At 52.6% G+C, this 16,065-nt stretch carries 16 protein-coding genes; 13 read left to right on the top strand and 3 right to left on the bottom strand.

Annotated elements, in window-relative coordinates; genetic code table 11:
- Nucleotides 1–34 precede the first annotated feature (34 nt).
- The 6 genes from ffh (at nt 35) to SH302x_RS03380 (ending at nt 5,618) form a co-directional block, all read left to right on the top strand.
- On the top strand, nt 35–1,516 hold the full coding sequence (ffh, locus tag SH302x_RS03405; protein WP_479367341.1) for a signal recognition particle protein: 1,482 nt from the start codon (nt 35–37) through the stop codon (nt 1,514–1,516).
- Nucleotides 1,517–1,685: 169 nt separating this feature from the next.
- A complete protein-coding gene (gene rpsP / locus SH302x_RS03400; RefSeq protein ID WP_479367340.1) occupies nt 1,686–2,036 on the top strand; it encodes a 30S ribosomal protein S16 in 351 nt (116 codons plus the stop codon).
- 105 nt (nt 2,037–2,141) lie between these two features.
- Nucleotides 2,142–2,834: a tRNA (guanosine(37)-N1)-methyltransferase TrmD gene (gene trmD / locus SH302x_RS03395; RefSeq protein ID WP_479367339.1), complete on the top strand. Its 693-nt coding sequence runs from the start codon at nt 2,142–2,144 to the stop codon at nt 2,832–2,834.
- Between the two features lie 137 nt (nt 2,835–2,971).
- A complete protein-coding gene (rplS, locus tag SH302x_RS03390; RefSeq protein WP_479367338.1) occupies nt 2,972–3,322 on the top strand; it encodes a 50S ribosomal protein L19 in 351 nt (116 codons plus the stop codon).
- 122 nt (nt 3,323–3,444) lie between these two features.
- Nucleotides 3,445–4,410 (top strand): hypothetical protein, encoded by a 966-nt coding sequence (locus SH302x_RS03385; protein WP_479367337.1) that lies wholly within the window; start codon nt 3,445–3,447, stop codon nt 4,408–4,410.
- A 128-nt stretch (nt 4,411–4,538) separates the two neighbouring features.
- Nucleotides 4,539–5,618, top strand: coding sequence for a DUF2231 domain-containing protein (locus SH302x_RS03380; protein ID WP_479367336.1), 1,080 nt, complete (start codon nt 4,539–4,541; stop codon nt 5,616–5,618).
- A gap of 5 nt (nt 5,619–5,623) precedes the next feature.
- Here the strand turns inward: SH302x_RS03380 and SH302x_RS03375 are convergent, their stop codons facing one another.
- Both SH302x_RS03375 and SH302x_RS03370 read right to left on the bottom strand, forming a co-directional pair.
- The gene (locus tag SH302x_RS03375) at nt 5,624–6,694 is read right to left on the bottom strand and encodes a DHH family phosphoesterase (RefSeq protein ID WP_479367335.1); all 1,071 of its coding nucleotides are present in this window, start codon (nt 6,692–6,694) and stop codon (nt 5,624–5,626) included.
- A gap of 73 nt (nt 6,695–6,767) precedes the next feature.
- Complete coding sequence (locus tag SH302x_RS03370) at nt 6,768–7,718, bottom strand: bifunctional riboflavin kinase/FAD synthetase (RefSeq protein ID WP_479367334.1); 951 nt, start codon at nt 7,716–7,718, stop codon at nt 6,768–6,770.
- A gap of 56 nt (nt 7,719–7,774) precedes the next feature.
- Here SH302x_RS03370 and SH302x_RS03365 point away from each other — a divergent pair, with 56 nt between their 5' ends.
- Nucleotides 7,775–8,623 (top strand): NAD(P)H-hydrate dehydratase, encoded by an 849-nt coding sequence (locus SH302x_RS03365; protein ID WP_479367333.1) that lies wholly within the window; start codon nt 7,775–7,777, stop codon nt 8,621–8,623.
- On the opposite strand, the gene SH302x_RS03360 is transcribed toward SH302x_RS03365, so the two are convergent.
- On the bottom strand, nt 8,620–9,543 hold the full coding sequence (locus SH302x_RS03360; RefSeq protein ID WP_479367332.1) for a dihydrodipicolinate synthase family protein: 924 nt from the start codon (nt 9,541–9,543) through the stop codon (nt 8,620–8,622). The genes SH302x_RS03365 and SH302x_RS03360 overlap by 4 nt on opposite strands.
- Between SH302x_RS03360 and SH302x_RS03355 the strand changes: the two genes are divergently transcribed.
- Genes SH302x_RS03355 through SH302x_RS03330 form a run of 6 tightly spaced genes read left to right on the top strand, consistent with a single transcriptional unit; the run spans nt 9,542 to nt 16,062 of the window.
- Nucleotides 9,542–9,685 (top strand): hypothetical protein, encoded by a 144-nt coding sequence (locus SH302x_RS03355; protein ID WP_479367331.1) that lies wholly within the window; start codon nt 9,542–9,544, stop codon nt 9,683–9,685. The genes SH302x_RS03360 and SH302x_RS03355 overlap by 2 nt on opposite strands.
- Before the next feature lie 40 nt (nt 9,686–9,725).
- On the top strand, nt 9,726–12,395 hold the full coding sequence (locus SH302x_RS03350) for a hypothetical protein (RefSeq protein ID WP_479367330.1): 2,670 nt from the start codon (nt 9,726–9,728) through the stop codon (nt 12,393–12,395).
- Nucleotides 12,392–13,300, top strand: a complete 909-nt coding sequence (locus SH302x_RS03345; protein WP_479367329.1) for a hypothetical protein — start codon at nt 12,392–12,394, stop codon at nt 13,298–13,300. The genes SH302x_RS03350 and SH302x_RS03345 overlap by 4 nt, the downstream gene beginning before the upstream one ends.
- Nucleotides 13,297–14,391, top strand: a complete 1,095-nt coding sequence (locus SH302x_RS03340) for a prenyltransferase/squalene oxidase repeat-containing protein (protein ID WP_479367328.1) — start codon at nt 13,297–13,299, stop codon at nt 14,389–14,391. The genes SH302x_RS03345 and SH302x_RS03340 overlap by 4 nt, the downstream gene beginning before the upstream one ends.
- Before the next feature lie 34 nt (nt 14,392–14,425).
- Nucleotides 14,426–15,733 carry a hypothetical protein gene (locus SH302x_RS03335; protein ID WP_479367326.1) on the top strand — a complete coding sequence of 436 codons (1,308 nt, stop codon included), beginning with the start codon at nt 14,426–14,428 and terminating at the stop codon, nt 15,731–15,733.
- Nucleotides 15,730–16,062, top strand: coding sequence for a MazG nucleotide pyrophosphohydrolase domain-containing protein (locus SH302x_RS03330; RefSeq protein WP_479367325.1), 333 nt, complete (start codon nt 15,730–15,732; stop codon nt 16,060–16,062). The genes SH302x_RS03335 and SH302x_RS03330 overlap by 4 nt, the downstream gene beginning before the upstream one ends.
- Nucleotides 16,063–16,065: the final 3 nt, after the last annotated feature.

The raw sequence follows: 16,065 nt of genomic DNA, 5'->3' as shown, positions 1-16,065 counted from the left end.
TACTTCCTCACATCCTTATTGCATCGACCCGCCCATGTTTGAATCTCTTCAAGAAGGCCTTCAATCCGCATTTAAACAGCTTCGCGGGCAAGGCAAATTGACCGAAGCCAACATGCAAGACGGGCTGAAAATGGTGGAAGCAGCCATGCTCGATGCCGACGTGGCTTTTCCCGTCGTTGAACAGTTCATGGGGCAGGTCACTCAAGCGGCCGCTGGACGAAAGGTTTTGCTGTCGCTGCGCCCGCAAGAAGAACTGATCAAGATCGTTTACGAAGAATTGGTCGCTGTCCTCGGGCCCGTCGACAACTCCCTCCCGCTCAAAAAAGACGCTGTCACGGTCATCATGATGTGCGGCCTTCAGGGTGCCGGGAAAACGACGACTTGCGGGAAGCTTGCCCAATTGGTCAAAGAGCAAAAATTCAAGCCCTTCATGATCGCGGCTGACCTTCAAAGGCCAGCCGCAATCGAACAATTGCACGTCATCGGCGACCAAATCGGCGTCCAGGTCTACAGTCAAACTGGCGCCCAAGATCCCGTCAAAGTCTGCAAGGAAGGCCTCGCGGCCGCCAAGGCTGCGGGTGCTCAGTTCGTGATCTTAGACACTGCTGGCCGATTGGCAATCGACCAGGAACTCATGCAGCAGTTGGAAAGAATCGACAAAGAGGTTCAGCCTGACCAAATCTTTTTGGTCGTTGACGGCATGACCGGTCAAGACGCCGTCAATAGCGCCAAAGCGTTCCACGACCGTTTGGAACTGGACGGCGTCATTATGACCAAACTCGACGGCGACGCCCGCGGGGGAGCTCTGCTGAGCGTCAAGTCCGTGACGGGCGTCCCGATCAAGTTTATCGGAACTGGCGAGCACCTGGACGCGTTAGAACCCTTTCGCCCAGAAGGCATGGCCAGCCGCATTCTGCAAATGGGCGATATCTTGGAAGTCGCCCGCGAAGCACATCGGCTCGTTGACGACGTCGAACGCGACCGCATGGAAGAACGGATGCGCAAAGGCCAATTCAGCTTGGTCGACTTCCGGGAACTTATGGAAAAACTGCGTCGCCCCGGTTTGATGACGAAAATGCTAGGCCTTTTACCTGGCATGGGCGAAATGTCCAAAATGCTGAACTCGCCGGAAAGCGAAAAACAATTTCGCCAACTAGTGGGCATGATCGATTCGATGACCGTCCCCGAAAGAAACAACCCTAAACTGATCGACCAGACCCGCCGCATGCGCATCGCAAAAGGCTCGGGAGTCCTGCCGCAACAGGTGAACGATTTGGTCAAAATGTTCGACTCGATGAAGCCCATGATGGCGATGGCAGCCAACGGCTCACTGAAGGACAAAATGGGAGCGATGGCCAATATGCAGGGCATGATGTCCGGCAACCCGTTTGGTAACCCGCTGATGGGTGGTGGCAAGATCAAGCAAAGCACCGGCAAGCGATTGACTCCAAAGGAACGCGAAAAGATGCAAAAAGAACGCGACAAGATGCTCAAAAAAATGCGTAAGCAGAAGTAATCCTCGCGAACCGCCAAGCACTTCACGCTCCCGACGGGCCCTCGTCACCGAGAGCCCATCGCAGAAGAAATCGAAAAATTACGCAAAAACGTCTCCCCACAAAGCACAGACAACGTTATATTCAGCGACCCATTTTTGATGATTTCAGCGTTTATTGGAGCGTTTTTCTGTGGCAGTTCGTATTCGAATGAAGCGATTTGGACGTAAAGGGCGTCCTTTTTACCGCGTTTGTGCTGTGGATGGCAGAAATCCTCGCGACGGTCGTGTCCTGGAAGAACTGGGTCATTACGACCCGATGTGCAAGGAAAAAGATGCCCGTGCCATCCTTAACGGCCCTCGCATTGAGCATTGGGTCAGCGTCGGCGCTCAACCCAGCGAAGCCTGCCACGTGCTTATCAAGAAATACGGCACCAACGGCACTCACTTAAGCCAACAGTCCGAAGCGTTCTCCCGTCTCGGCCGCGACGAAAAGGGTAATCCCCAACGCCAGACGCCAAAGATCGCTGACACGCCCTCTTAAACTGACAGTCGGCGGACTCAGCCCACTTCTGCTTGTGTCGCGACGCAGTGATTTTTATACGATTTCTGCTGCGAACAAGCAGAACCGGACCATGCTGGGCCTCCCATGCGATTTGACATCGTCACTCTTTTCCCGCAGATCTTCAGCGGCTACCTGACCCAAAGCTTGTTGGCAAAAGCCATTGAATCGGGGTTGGTCTCGATCAACACCCACAACCTCCGCGACTGGTCTACCGACACCAAACATCAGAAGGTTGACGATCGCCCCTTCGGTGGTGGCCCAGGCATGCTAATCAGCGTTGAACCAACGGTCTTGTGCGTTGAAGAGCTTCTCCGCAACGACACGCAACCAGCCCGCGTGATCTTGCTCACTCCCCAAGGCAAACGCTTGGATCAGCGTCTGGTTGAAAACCTAGCAGAATCCGGCCCTCAACGATTCGTTTTGCTGTGCGGGCGTTATGAGGGCTTCGACCAACGCGTTATCGATATCCTGCAACCTATGGAACTGAGCATCGGCGACTATGTGCTCAATGGCGGCGAAGTTGCAGCCATGGCTTTTGTCGACACCATGATTCGCTTGGTCCCAGGTGTTTTGGGCGACGAGAACAGCAGCCAACAGGACTCTTTTTCGCGAGCCAACCGACTGCTTGAGTTCCCACAGTACACTCGGCCAAGAGAATTTCGCGGCTTGGAAGTGCCCGAAGTCCTGCTGAGTGGCAACCATGAAGCGATTGCGAATTGGCGACACCAACAGAGTTTAGCGGCTACCCGTGCCAAGCGCAGCGAGCTTTTAGAGTAAATAACCAGTGAGTATTCAAGATTTCACGCTCCTGGACCGATTTTGCTCTTTTCATTTCGTCACATTTCGTGGAATATACGACCCCACTATTTCCGACAACTTTTACGATGCCGCCGTTTGTGGCGCAAGAGCGAATCATGAGCCAGGACATTCTGAAGATCGTTGAACAATCCTGCCTAAAGCCAGAGGTTACGAAGTTTGAGATCGGCGATACCGTCGATGTACACACCAAGATTTTGGAAGGCACCAAAGAACGCATCCAGGTTTTTACGGGTGTCGTAATCGCTCGCAGCGGCAGCGGATCTCGCGAGATGTTTACGGTTCGCCGCATTGTCGCAGGGGAAGGTGTCGAACGTAAGTTCCCAGTGCACTCGCCTCGAATCGAAAAAATCGAAGTCAAACGACGCAGTGTGGTCCGACGGGCCAAACTTTACTTCCTGCGTGATCGCAGTGGCAAGGCAGTACGCTTGAAAGAACGCCGCGTCTGATCCCGCGATGGCAGAAAAGTCTTCTTTTGCTTGCCACTAACTAGACCAGAAAACGCTACTCTCGCCGCGTTAAGAGGCTACAATACAACTAGAGTATTGTTAGCCACCCAGGGGGAAGTATTATGCTGGTTCGCATTTCAGTGATCTGCTTGGTTTGCGTTGTGTCGTTTTTCTACACCAACAGCGCAAAAGCTTGGCACCATTTCTTGGGTGCCTATGGCGTTGGGTTCTATTCGCCTGCGGCCTATGCCTACGCAGCACCCCGCTATTACGCACCTAGTTATTCGTTCGGCTATTATGGCCCCGGATGGGGTAGCTATTACTACCGCCACCATGCGGTGATTCGTCCTCACGTGGCGTATTATCGTCCCATCCGCCACAGCTATTATGTCAGCCCAATTATCTATTCGGCCCCGGTGATTTACCAATCCCCGATTGTTTATCCGCCGGCGTTCCCTTTCTGCTTCGACGATACGCCTCAGGTGCCTGCTGAAATCCAACATACCCCTAGTCTTGAAATCGACTCACAACTTCAAATCCGCAACCAACCGCAGAGTGCTTACTTAATTGCTCACGATGCCAGTTGGATTGGCGTCGCGGTCGAATTGATTGACGAGATGGTCGCCAGTGGCGGTTTTGAGGAAGCTGAAGCTGCTTGCCAACAACTGATCGCCGTCCGGGATGTTGTTCCGGCTTCGATTCACTTGCGTGCAGGGCTGCTGGCCCTAAAGAATGGTAAATCGATGGAGCAAGCCGCAGAGGCATTCCGGTTTGCGATTGCCCAGCAACCCGCCCAAACGGCGGTCGACAACCTTTCTGACCGCTTTATCGGATCGATGGGCTTAGACGATTTCAAAACGGTTGAAGAGCACGTGCAGCGAGCCTCCAAAGCCATGCTTGCTGGACAGCAGGATCAACCTCGCTCGATATTGACCAGTGAACAAAGCAAAATTTACACGGTCCTGAAACCAACGCTCAGTCCCAATCAGGACGCATCCCTGGTACTCGATCTTTTGCTGCGAGCCAATGGTCAATCGGAAAAAGCCGATGCGATTGCTGCAGCACTAGCTAGCCTACCAGCACTTTGAGTTTGAACTACAATTCATTCTCTCAAATAACTTTAGGCTCGTCGATTCAGACGTGCATAGATGGTGTTAGGTTAACTACACTGTAGCAACCGCACATCCCCCGCCTCACTTACCTCCCAATCGTTTCTATGTTCGACTCGCTCTACGATCAAGCGATTCAGTCTGCAAAGCGCTGGTTCTGCTTACTGTTGACCACCCTACTGAGCGTCAGCTCGGGCCTAACGTTGCTAGCCCAAGACGACCGAAAGATAGTGGATTTCCAACGCGATATTGTGCCCATCTTGCGAGCTCATTGTGCTGAGTGTCACCAAGGTGCCGAAGCCAAGAATGATTTTCTCGTCTTAGACAAAGACTCCATGTTCGGGTACATCGATTCAGCGGGCGCGGTCGACAGCAGTTTGTGGACTGACTATCTGACGGCGACCCCCAAATCCGAAGACCCTGAATCACTGGTCATGCCGCCCAAAGGTCCACTTTCGACGACGGAACTTGCGACCCTGAAACTTTGGTTGGATGAAGGAGCCGCCTGGCCGGACGATTTGCAACTAGATGACAAACCCACTCCACCGCCAGCGAAACCGGACGAGTCGCGACTTGCGAAATATTTAGGCGCGGCAGGTTTCTTTCACCCAGCGGTGGTTCACTTTCCAATTGCCTTGATCCTGTTCGCTGCTTTCGCGGTCTGTATTTCCTACGTCGGTGGCGGCGAGGGGGCAAGGCGACTAGCGGTGGTATGCTTTGCCTTTGGAGCGGTTTCAACGATCGTTTCCGCCATCGCTGGGTGGGGTTTTGCCGCGGAAAAAGGCTATCTCAACACATCGATCTATCCGGCCGAAAACATGAGCGAATCTGCGGCGTTGATGTATCGCCATCGCTGGTTTGGCGTCGGAGCAGCGATCTTGACCAGCGTGTTTGCACTGGTTGCATTGGCGTCGCTACGCAAAGGCGGACAGGGACACGTGTGGCGTATCGGAGTCCTGGGCAGCGCGCTGTTGATCGCGATTGTAGGGCACCAAGGCGGAGAGCTTGTCTATGGAGACATTCTTCACAAAGCGATCGAGCGCTTGGGCTGGGACCAACCTGCACCCCAAACGCCACCTGCATCCTCGGGCACCACAGACCCTCAAAGCACGCTAGATAATCCTGCGGCTAGTTCCACCGACTCGCCGCAAGAGCAAGCCGCGACGGATGGCCAGGTCGATGCCTAAGAGCCCTAGACCGGCTTGCCAACCAACGCTTCGCGGACAGCTTCCAGTACGCGAGTTTGCACTTCTTCAAATTCGCCTTCCAGAAACGCTCCAGCGGCAGCCCGATGACCACCGCCACCAAAACTGCGGGCCACTTCGTTGCAATCGACATGGCATCGCGAACGGAAACTGATTTTGTATCCACCTTTTAACTGTTCAATCATGATGAAGGCGACTTTCGTTCGCGCAATTGCCAGCGTTAAGTTGATGGCATCTTCGGTATCGCTCGGCAAAGCCCCGGTTTCCGCAAAGTCATCCTTCCGAACATACGTGTGAACTAGCGTACCGTCGAGTTCCGCAATCGTTCGCGACAAAATGCGGCCGCGCAATCGCACTCGGCCCAGCGTATCTTGTTCGTAAAGGTCGCCATAAATTGCTGAGGGAACGGCACCCGCATCGACCAAATCAGCAATGGCACGATAAGTTGCGCTGGTCGTCGAAGCAAATCGAAACCATCCTGTGTCCGTAGCGATCGCACAATACAACGCGGTTGCCATCACTTTCGTGAATGGAATCTTCATCTTTTGGGCAAGTTGATAGACCAATTGGCCTGTAGCTTCAGCACTAGTGTCTTTGAAGAACTCGGTACCTAACTCGTCTTCACCCACATGATGATCGATACAAAGTTTCGAGCCATTGAACTTCCGGATAACTTCTGCCATCGGCCCCAACTGAGCCCACGCACTGGTATCCAATACAATGACGCAATCGCCGGTAACTTGATCAGGACTGATGGTGTCTCCTACGACCAGAATCTTGTCTACCGGATCCAGGAAGGTCAAACTTGGCGGCGTCGGATGTCCGTTGACAATGGTTACTTGTTTTCCAAGCTGCTCAAGCAGACCAGCCATGCCCAATTCGCTGCCCAAGGCATCACAATCAGGACGAATATGGCTGGTCAAGATGAATCGCTGATGTGCGTTGATAATGCTTATCAAACGCTCCCAATCGAGTGTTCGTGTCACGTCTAAACGAAGCTTTCTAGGGTCGAAGTTTTCGTGAAAGTTAGCTGGGGCCATCCGCAGAATTGCGGGCATGTTTTGCTAAATTGCTAATGGCACCAAATATAACCGCAAATCGTCAACATCGTGCGGCTCTAGGATGGCACTTTCAAAAGTTTTGCAGAAGTAGCCTGTTGCTGGCGATGATTTCTTTGGTTCTCGCGACGTCGGTTTGCATTTGTGAGACTAACTGCTCGACTGCATCAAATTTCGCGATGTCTCGCAGCTTAGACACAAACTCGACCACCAGCGGCTTGCCATACAAGTCCCCAGAAAATCCTAGCAGGTAGCATTCGATCTTGCTCTCGTTCTCACCGAATGAGACGTTGGGGCCAATGTGAATCGCCGCAGGCAGCATACGCCCTTCGACGGCAGCTTGGCCTGCATATACGCCAGGACCGGGCACTAATACCTCAATACCTCCCAAATTGGCCGTTGGAAAACCAATGGTCCGGCCTCTTGCCAAGCCAGGTTGTACGACGCCACAAATGGAATAAGGCCGTCCCAACATTTTCGTGGCCACATCAACCGCTCCTGTCGCAATCGACTGACGGATGACGGAACTGCTGATTGGAGCATCGGCCAAAAATTGATCCGGTATGATGGATATTTCGATACGGGAAAGTTCGCACCACTTGCGCAGCAGCTCTTGAGTCCCTCGACGATTCTTGCCAAATTGGAAGTTGCTTCCTTCGACGATCGCTCTGGTTTGGAACTGTTCGACCAAAATCTTTTGAAAGAACTCTTCTGCCTCTAAGTTCAACAACTCGCGATTGGTCTGCAAAATGACCACATGATCGACACCATAGGCATGCAGCAATTCCGCACGCTGTTCCAAAGTCGACAGCAGAATTGGTCGATAGTCGGGCCGTATCAGCATAGCAGGCGGAGGGTCGAACGTGACCGCGACGCTCGCCACGCCCAGCCTTTTGGCCCGATCGCATAAATCCTGCACGATCGCTTGATGCCCCAAGTGAACCCCATCGAAGTTCCCGATGGTCAACGCGCAATGCTTCACTGCAGATGGGATAGAATCATGATTGGCGCGAAACAACGACATGGTACGACATTATTACTAGACGAACTTTTTTTCAAAGTAGACTCAAGTTCAAAAAGATGAGCAATAATCTACCTTCTCTTCCATTCCGCGATCCAGCGTCCCATAAAGGAAGCTTTGGTCGTGCCTTACTTATCGGCGGTTCGGTAGGGATGTCTGGAGCAATCTCCATCGCCGCGTTGGGGACCCTGCGCAGCGGAGCCGGGCTGACGACTGTGGCCACGGCACAATCGTGCTGGCAAGCTGTCGCGGCGGCTCATCCAGCCATGATGACGTGGCCACTTCAGGCCGATCACCGTGGTCGTATCAGCTCGCAAGCTTGGCCCAGAATCAAGAAGCGAGCAGCTCAATATGACGCGATTGCGATCGGACCTGGCATGGGCGTGTCGATCGGTTTGCAGAAACTTGCACTGCAAGTCTATCAGACCATTGAACAACCGGTTGTGCTAGACGCCGACGCTTTAAATCTGCTAGCCAAACATCCGAATTGGCATTCGATTCGCCTTGCCGCCCCTCGCATACTGACTCCCCATCCAGGCGAATTCGAACGCTTGACGGGCGTCTCTGCAAAAGACCGCAACTCGCAAATCGCTGCAGCTCAACAACTCTCCCAACAACCAAAGCTTACGATCGTATTGAAAGGCCACCAAACGGCCATCTGCCACCAAGGACAATTGATGACAAACGCGACGGGCAACTCCAAGATGGCGGTAGGCGGCAGCGGGGATTTGCTGACTGGGATAATCTTGGCGCTGCTATGCCAAAAACTCAGCCCGCTGGACGCAACTCGACTGGGTTGTCACTTGCACGGACTGGCAGGCGATCTTGCCGCTGAGCGACTCGGTTGCCCAAGTGTCTTGGCAACGGATATGCTCGAAGATTTGCCGAAAGCTTTCACCATGCTTTAGCTGTGCAAGGACTGCAACGTCGACTCTATCAGACTGGCGAGCGTCTTTTGCATCCGATCGGCTTCTAACACGGATTGTTCACCAACGGGTTGCCTTGAGACACCTAAATTCCAACCTCGAACTGCTACTCCACGTCGAAAGCCTTCGGGGAACTCAGCCACGCCGATCATGGCGTCAAAAATCGGCAACAGCTTGTATTGCAACGCCATCGCTTTTGCGATTTCTCCCGCCTTCACCGCATTAAACAGTGCAAGCGTTAGTTCGGGGATCACTCCCGAAGTTGCATTGGTTCCGCCGTCACACCCCGCAATCAACATGGGCGCCAGCGCCGCATCCCAACCCGTCAAGAATCGGAAATCGCTGCGCTGCGGTCGGATACTCGCAATCATGCGCATCATGTTTGGCAGATCCCCTGAACTATCTTTGATACCGACCACACGAGGGCAATCCAAAGCCAATCGTGTGATTGTGCTCAAATCAATGGGTGAAGCAAACATTGGAATATTGTAGAGCGTCACGTCAATTCGCGCCGCACTGGCGATCTGGTGAAAAAACTGGTAAACACCGTCGCTGGACAATCGATAATAGTAAGGCGACACAATCGCGACAGCTCGCACGCCTAGATCAGCGTAGTAGTTGCAAGCATCGATCGTCTCCGCCACGTTCGCTTCGGCCGCTCCAGCCAAGATTGGCACGCGACCTTGGACTTGATCGACGACAATCTCTATAATTCGGCGTCGTTCTTGTGCCGTAAATCGCAAGAACTCACCGGTACTGCCATTGGGATACAGTCCGTGGACGCCCTTCCCAATTAGCCACTCGACGTATTGCCGCAAAGCGTCCTCATCGACGCGACCGCTAGCATCGGTCGGAGTAATATTAGGTACAAATAATCCGGATAGTTCTTGCGAATTCGCCATGACAGAAGCTCGTTACAGAATTCAAATGGATGACTTGAAGATTATAGAGCTTCGACGCCATCGACTAGCCCCCTACGTGTCTTTCCCGATGGTCGGCCAAGTCGCTGGCCAATCCAGCAACTCACGAACCAACCGACTGTGACTATCGCCAAGTCCCGATCAGCTAGAATCCAATACGAAGAATGACTATTGAAAACGCTACCCCCGGAAGCCTGACTCCAGCAGCGGAAAAACTGCTGCAGCAGTTTCGTGGTTTGCGCTCGCGTTATGTCTTTTGGAAGTCGATCGACACATTGAGTGTCATGTTTTCTCTCGCAATGTCACTTCTGCTTTTGGCAGTAGCAACCGATAGGCTGTTGCCATGGCCGTGGCTGTTGCGGGGCTTGCTACTAACGGCAGTAGCAATCCTGACTCTTATTGCAATTGCGAGAGTCGTTATCACCTGGGTTCGCCCGCCTTCTTACACCACACTGGCTCGCAGTATCCAGACGCAACATACCGACCGAAAATCTAATTTGATCGCAGCCAGCATGCTGCTGGAACAAACTGAAGCGACAGCTCAGTCTTCCCCTGGAGCGTTGCAAGCCTTTCAATATGCCGATCGCGTATTGAGGAACTGGAACTGGTCGCAAAGTGTTGACCGCTCCCACCCCATTCAGTGGCTGCTTACCGCCGCGACTTTAGCGATCCTGTTTTCTGTTGCCAACTTCGGCCCCCGCGCCGATTGGTTTAAGGCCCGCTGGCTCAACGTCTTCCAACCTCAACAATCCGCAGATTACCTGTTGAGCTTTATCAATCCTCCCCAGCACGTCTACGCCGGACAAAATTTGGTGCTCAACGTAAAATCGGCAATTCCAGTTTCGTTAACGGAAGTCACGCTGAACATCGACGGCGACTATGAACAGCTAGCGAGAATCGATCGCCCAGAGCAAACGAATGCTAATGAAGTGAGTTTTCAGCTTCGGAATGTTCGATCTTCTCTGCAGATCACGGCCTACGCGGATCGCAATATAAAGTCAATGACGCTGGCTATTCCTCTTCAAAAGCAGGCCCAAATTGAATCGCATCTTTTCGCAGTTGAACCACCAGCCTACGTGAATCAACCCAGCTTCCAATCGGACAAACCAAACTTGTCAGTCATGCAAGGTAGCAAGCTACAATTGCTGCTGAGCTTCCCCAGCAAAAGCCACTCGCTCGAATTAGCAGCAACCGACAATGCGAACCAAGCTCGTCTGCAACCTGTGTCTAGCATTACAGGACAATATGCTTTCGAACTAGATTCGTTAGCCATGCAGGCTACTGGTTCGCCCACTGCCTTACGCGATTCAGCACGTACCTTTGCCTTAAACGCTTTTGCCATTGATGAGGCCAACCAGTTATATCCCTTGAATTATCCGTTATCGATCACGGTGCAACGCGACACTCCCCCAACCTTCAAAGACATTGCTATTAAGCCAAGCAATTCCAAAACGCAAACTGCGGACGTGCGCCCCACTCAAACAGTCGCGGCAAATATTCATGACGATTTCGGACTGGTGGAAGCTTCGATGATTGTCCAAGCCGTGTCGACGCAATCCAATATTTCCAACGAGCGCCAACAATCAATAACTCCCTTGCTAACTCCCTCGGACAATTCGAGCAACGATCGCGAGAGTCTAGATGCGGCTCATGAACCATCACCGCCAGTCACAGTGACTGCGGCGCGAAGCCCTCTTGAGCCTATCCGTCAGTTGCCAGTCAACCAAACGCTGGATCTTCAGCAAGCGGCCGCACGATGGCCCACTTGTCATGCCATCGATATTTACTTTACGGCCGTCGATACGGCAGGCCAAGCCGCGCGGTCTCCAGCCCAGCGTATTATGCTGTACCGGGAAGATTCTGAACAACTTCGTATCGCGCAATCCACCAGCGACATCCTCAAACAACAAACTCAACTGCAAACTAGAACCCAAGAAGCTTCACAGTTGATGACGATCCCTCAGAAAGTCCGAGATACGCTAGCCAGCGAACAGCGTGCAATTTTGGACCAATGGCGAAAGTCCAGCGATAATCCAACGTTAGATTCCAAAGCAATCCAGCGACTCGCCTCATCGGTCAGTCAGCTTATGCAAGCCAGCCAGGAAAGTTTGAACCGAGGTCAACTGACAGAATCGACGAACATACAAGCGGCCATCTTGCAGAAGCTGGAAGAGTTTGCTCGTAATGCGATCGCCGAAAACAACACGAACTCCATCGAATCGATCGCCAACCAAAAGATGGACCTGAGCACTGAAATCCAGGCCTGGCGAGAACGTCAACTGGCAGCTTTGACCTCTCTGCAACAAATCATCGTGACCGATTCGACGCCTGCGGCAATAAAAGAATTGACGCTGCAAGAATCACAGCTTCAACGTGACATTTCTCAATCGCTGGTGGCTTTGGAACCAGGATCTGCACTGCTTTGGCCACTTGAACAAACTAACAACGCGATCGGCCGCGTCGTCGCAAAACTGCAACGCAATCGCATCGATTACGCGACTGAGATCGACGCACAAATTGCCTTAGATATCTTGGATTCTCTCGCGAATTCGGAAACAGCTACCGCCGATGAACAAGTAGATCAGCCTCGCGATGAATTGAGTAATCAAGACAAGCCAACCGACGATTCGTCGTCTTCGGCAGTGATCGATGAACTCCGAGTCATTCATCAGTTACAAGTCCTCTTACGAGACCGACTGAAAACTTTTACTGAATTTCGTAAGACAGATCTCACGCCTGCTCAAGTGGCACTCATTCAATCGTTGACAGAACATCAACGCATTTTGGCCCAGCGCGTCGACGCGTTATCACAGCAATTAGGGATTACGCCATGAGACGAATTACAACAACAGCAGCGCTCAGCTTGACAATGGTTGCCTCCACAATGTTTGCGCAAGAACAAAACATTGCACCGAACAATTCACAACCGAATAGCCCACCTACTAGTGGCCTTCCGTCTGGGTTGAGACCAGAGGGTGGCGGCACGGCAAATTCTCTGCTGGACGATCTGCTTGCCCCAAGCCGGACTAACCAACCGCTGCCAAGCCGACCTCGCTCTGCGGATGCAAATGTCCCGATAGCTCCCACATCGCCCAGCAACCAAGACCAGCTTCCTGACCTTTCTAGAATTGCCAGTTACATGCAAGCGGCGGCCAGTTCGCTTTCGCAAGCTTCGGAAAACTTCTCGCCCAATGCTACCAAGGCGTTGGAAGCTCAAACCTTGGCGATCGATGAGCTAGAACGACTTCTGACTGCGGCAAAATCGCAAACGTCGAACCAGAGTTCGCTGGAGCAAGTCAAACCATCGAACCAAGAGCGACTTGAGTACGACCAGACCACAGCCGCTAATGTTCGCAATCCTGATGACACGCAATCATCCCCTGGTGACCAAGCTTCCAATCCAGCCAACCAGCCAGCCGACGGTTCATCGGACACTCAGAACCCAACTCCATCAGACCAGGACAACGCCGGTTCGATGCCTGCTCCTTCTGCGCCGAAGCCCACCGATCAATCGCCTGGCGACAATGCCAACGAGGAAGTCAGCGGACTGCCAACCGCGGAAACCATCGTTGATTTGCTGGATTCGATCGATGCCAGCGGACGAGCGAATTGGGGCCAATTGCCACCACGGCTTCGCGAGCAAATGTCTAATCGAGGCGCACTCCAGTTTCCAGAAGGCTATGAGACGCAAGTTCGCGAATACTATAAACGACTGAACGAGGCGATTCTTCGACCATGACCCAAGCGACCGACGTAGATGCTCCAGCTCACTTAAATCGCTACCACAGGCGTCGCTATTTGAGCATGTTTGTTCAATCGGTTTTGGCCGCTAGTGTGTTTCCTGGCAATCGCCTACTGAGCCAGAGTATTGATGAAAACGAACGCTCGGACATCGATGAATTGTTCACTGCGAACATCGACGCGGCCATTGGCAAAGGGCTCGAGTATCTTGTGGCTCGCGAGCGCGATGGGATCTTTCCTACCGCGCGCTGGGGAAAGAATCTTGGTATCTGCGCGTTGGCCGGTCTCGCTTTCCTCTCCAGAGGAGTTCGGCTGGGTGAATCGCCGCATGGTCAAGTGATCGCGAGAATCGCGAATCGAATCCAATCAATGAGTCAACCTAGCGGCTTTCTCTTCGACGAATTATCCAAGTCCCATGGGCCAATGTATGAGCATGCGTTTGCGACTCTCTTCTTGACAGAAGTCCATGGCACCTCACCGCTGGCTGATTATGGCCCGACGATTAAAGCGGCGATTGACTTAATCGTCTACAGCCAAAATCGACAGGGCGGCTGGCGGTATGATCCTCGGCCGACAGAGGCCGACGTTTCGGTCACCGTCGGTCAGGTGATGGCGCTGCGAGCGGCAAAAAATGCGGGCTTTTTTGTCCCAGAGGAGACGGTATTTCGCGCTATCGACTACCTCCGACGCGCACAAAATCCAGACGGTGGATTCGCCTATCAATTGGACGGCAGCCCAAGCCGCTATCCGCTTACCGCTGGCGCGGTTGTGGCCATGTACAACTCAGGGGTAAACGAAGGTGCCGTCTTGGACAAAGCATTTGAATACTTACAAAATGCGGAAGGTATCGATCGCATACTGCAAACGAATTACTTCTACTACGCCCACTATTACAGCGCCCAAGCATTCTGGCATCGGGGTGGGGCAGGGTGGGGCGGTTGGTATCAACGTTTATGCAACTACATCCTACCGCTCCAATCAGGTGAAGGAGCCTGGTCCGATCAGAACCAAGGCAGCGAGTATGCGACCGCCATGGCATGCTTAATTTTAAACACCCCACGCAGCGTGCTACCCATTTATCAACGCTAAAGATATGACAAACTGCTGCCATCGATACACGCTCATGATCTGCATCGCAGCCCAGTTGCTGGTTGGCACTTCGATTTTGCATTCCGACCAACCCAGCGGAACACTACATCTCATCGCCAACTCACATCCGCATGCCAAATTGATTAGCATCAACCAACCGAACGATGTGGCGCATTTTGAACTGGCAGGCATACCGAAGAATTTTTCTCTTCGAGAAGTCATCGCATGGAAGGTTGAGCGACAGAAACCGGCCATGACTACCGATGCTATCGTCCTTACCGATGGCTCTGTCCTGCGTGGGATGGTGGTCGGATTGAACGCTGAACAAGTACAAATCCAAGGCACCTTATTTGGCTTGGTCAAAGCACCAACCAACACCGTGGCGGGGATTGTTCTTAAAGCCAAGAACGCATCTATTGAGGAACTGTATAAGCAATGGACTCAGCCTTCGGCCCAACCGGAAGATATCGTCTATCTGCCCGATGGCCAGATCGCAAAGGGCACCCTCAGTGACCTTGGAAGAAGTTCGACGTTGCTCTTGGAGCCAACACAGACACTGCAACTGGATGCTCCGCAAGGAAATCAGAGATACTCCATTTCACGTATCGCTGCGATTCGTTTTTCGCCCGCTTTAACTCCCATTCGCATCCCTCGATCTGCACACCTAAAGATACTGTTTGAAGACTGGACTTACTTGCATATCACCAATATGACTTACGCCGGAAGATTTCCAGTCGATATCTCCTTGGCCGCTGGACTTACCATCACCAATCGGCAACCTGACACGTTGTGGGCTCGTTGCATTGCGTTTCGATCGGCAATTCCCGATCCGAGCCGCTGGCAAAGCATTGGGGATGCGCAATTAATCGATATTCGGGGGCAAAGCGAGTGGACGCGAACTGAGTTCGTATTTGCAGAGCAACTGCAAATGTTTCCCTACGCGGTCGCCACCGAACTGGCGCTTACCGCGGAACGCATCGTCGGTGTACCGTCCTTCCGCGCAAAGATTGCAAATACACAAGGCTGGAAAAAATTGGTAGGCGCAGTAGCCTCTGGCGAACAGCCTTCGCCAGCAACGGTTACCGCCGATGCGCTAGGCAGTTCATTCCGACCGCAGGACCGAGAATCGCCTATCGACCATCCTCAAGTTCGCTTTATTGCGATCAAGGACGGGCAAATCTTGGAACTACTATCGCTTACTAGTTCAGACTTCTCGCAAACCCCAGTCGCTTTCGCTATCGATGTTGCACAACACTCGGAAGTGTACCTGCTGGTAGAAAGCAAACGTCCGCTTACTATTAACTCTGCTGTCGTATTTGAACACTTAAGACTCACCAAATGAAATCTTCGCAAGAGCATCCAGCCGATATTTCCGTACGCGACTTTCAAGCATTGATCCACAAGATGTACTTTGAAAAAGATGTGCAACGTGGCATCGACGGCACATTCATGTGGCTGATGGAAGAAATTGGCGAACTAGCCTCTGCTCTACGTTCCAATCATGATCGGGAGAACCTAGCCGAAGAATTCGCCGACGTGATTGCTTGGCTAACGACCATCGCCAACGTTGCTGAAATTGATCTGAGTGCTGCGCTTAGGAAAAAGTATGGATCAGGGTGCCCTGGCTGCGGTCTGTTGGCTTGCGACTGCAGCATTGATGAAAAACCCTAAGCG

Source organism: Njordella calcicola, from assembly GCF_056494125.1.
This window is presented reverse-complemented; position numbering and strand designations above follow the sequence as displayed.

Excerpts from the sequence above, each read along its gene's own strand:
- ffh (WP_479367341.1), top strand. The coding sequence starts at position 35 with ATGTTTGAATCTCTTCAAGAAGGCCTTCAATCCGCATTTAAACAGCTT.
- SH302x_RS03350 (WP_479367330.1), top strand. The coding sequence starts at position 9,726 with ATGACTATTGAAAACGCTACCCCCGGAAGCCTGACTCCAGCAGCGGAA.
- SH302x_RS03360 (WP_479367332.1), bottom strand. The coding sequence starts at position 9,543 with ATGGCGAATTCGCAAGAACTATCCGGATTATTTGTACCTAATATTACT.
- SH302x_RS03365 (WP_479367333.1), top strand. The coding sequence starts at position 7,775 with ATGAGCAATAATCTACCTTCTCTTCCATTCCGCGATCCAGCGTCCCAT.
- trmD (WP_479367339.1), top strand. The coding sequence starts at position 2,142 with ATGCGATTTGACATCGTCACTCTTTTCCCGCAGATCTTCAGCGGCTAC.
- rplS (WP_479367338.1), top strand. The coding sequence starts at position 2,972 with ATGAGCCAGGACATTCTGAAGATCGTTGAACAATCCTGCCTAAAGCCA.
- SH302x_RS03385 (WP_479367337.1), top strand. The coding sequence starts at position 3,445 with ATGCTGGTTCGCATTTCAGTGATCTGCTTGGTTTGCGTTGTGTCGTTT.
- SH302x_RS03335 (WP_479367326.1), top strand. The coding sequence starts at position 14,426 with ATGATCTGCATCGCAGCCCAGTTGCTGGTTGGCACTTCGATTTTGCAT.
- SH302x_RS03370 (WP_479367334.1), bottom strand. The coding sequence starts at position 7,718 with ATGTCGTTGTTTCGCGCCAATCATGATTCTATCCCATCTGCAGTGAAG.
- SH302x_RS03340 (WP_479367328.1), top strand. The coding sequence starts at position 13,297 with ATGACCCAAGCGACCGACGTAGATGCTCCAGCTCACTTAAATCGCTAC.
- SH302x_RS03375 (WP_479367335.1), bottom strand. The coding sequence starts at position 6,694 with ATGCCCGCAATTCTGCGGATGGCCCCAGCTAACTTTCACGAAAACTTC.
- SH302x_RS03355 (WP_479367331.1), top strand. The coding sequence starts at position 9,542 with ATGACAGAAGCTCGTTACAGAATTCAAATGGATGACTTGAAGATTATA.
- SH302x_RS03380 (WP_479367336.1), top strand. The coding sequence starts at position 4,539 with ATGTTCGACTCGCTCTACGATCAAGCGATTCAGTCTGCAAAGCGCTGG.
- SH302x_RS03345 (WP_479367329.1), top strand. The coding sequence starts at position 12,392 with ATGAGACGAATTACAACAACAGCAGCGCTCAGCTTGACAATGGTTGCC.
- SH302x_RS03330 (WP_479367325.1), top strand. The coding sequence starts at position 15,730 with ATGAAATCTTCGCAAGAGCATCCAGCCGATATTTCCGTACGCGACTTT.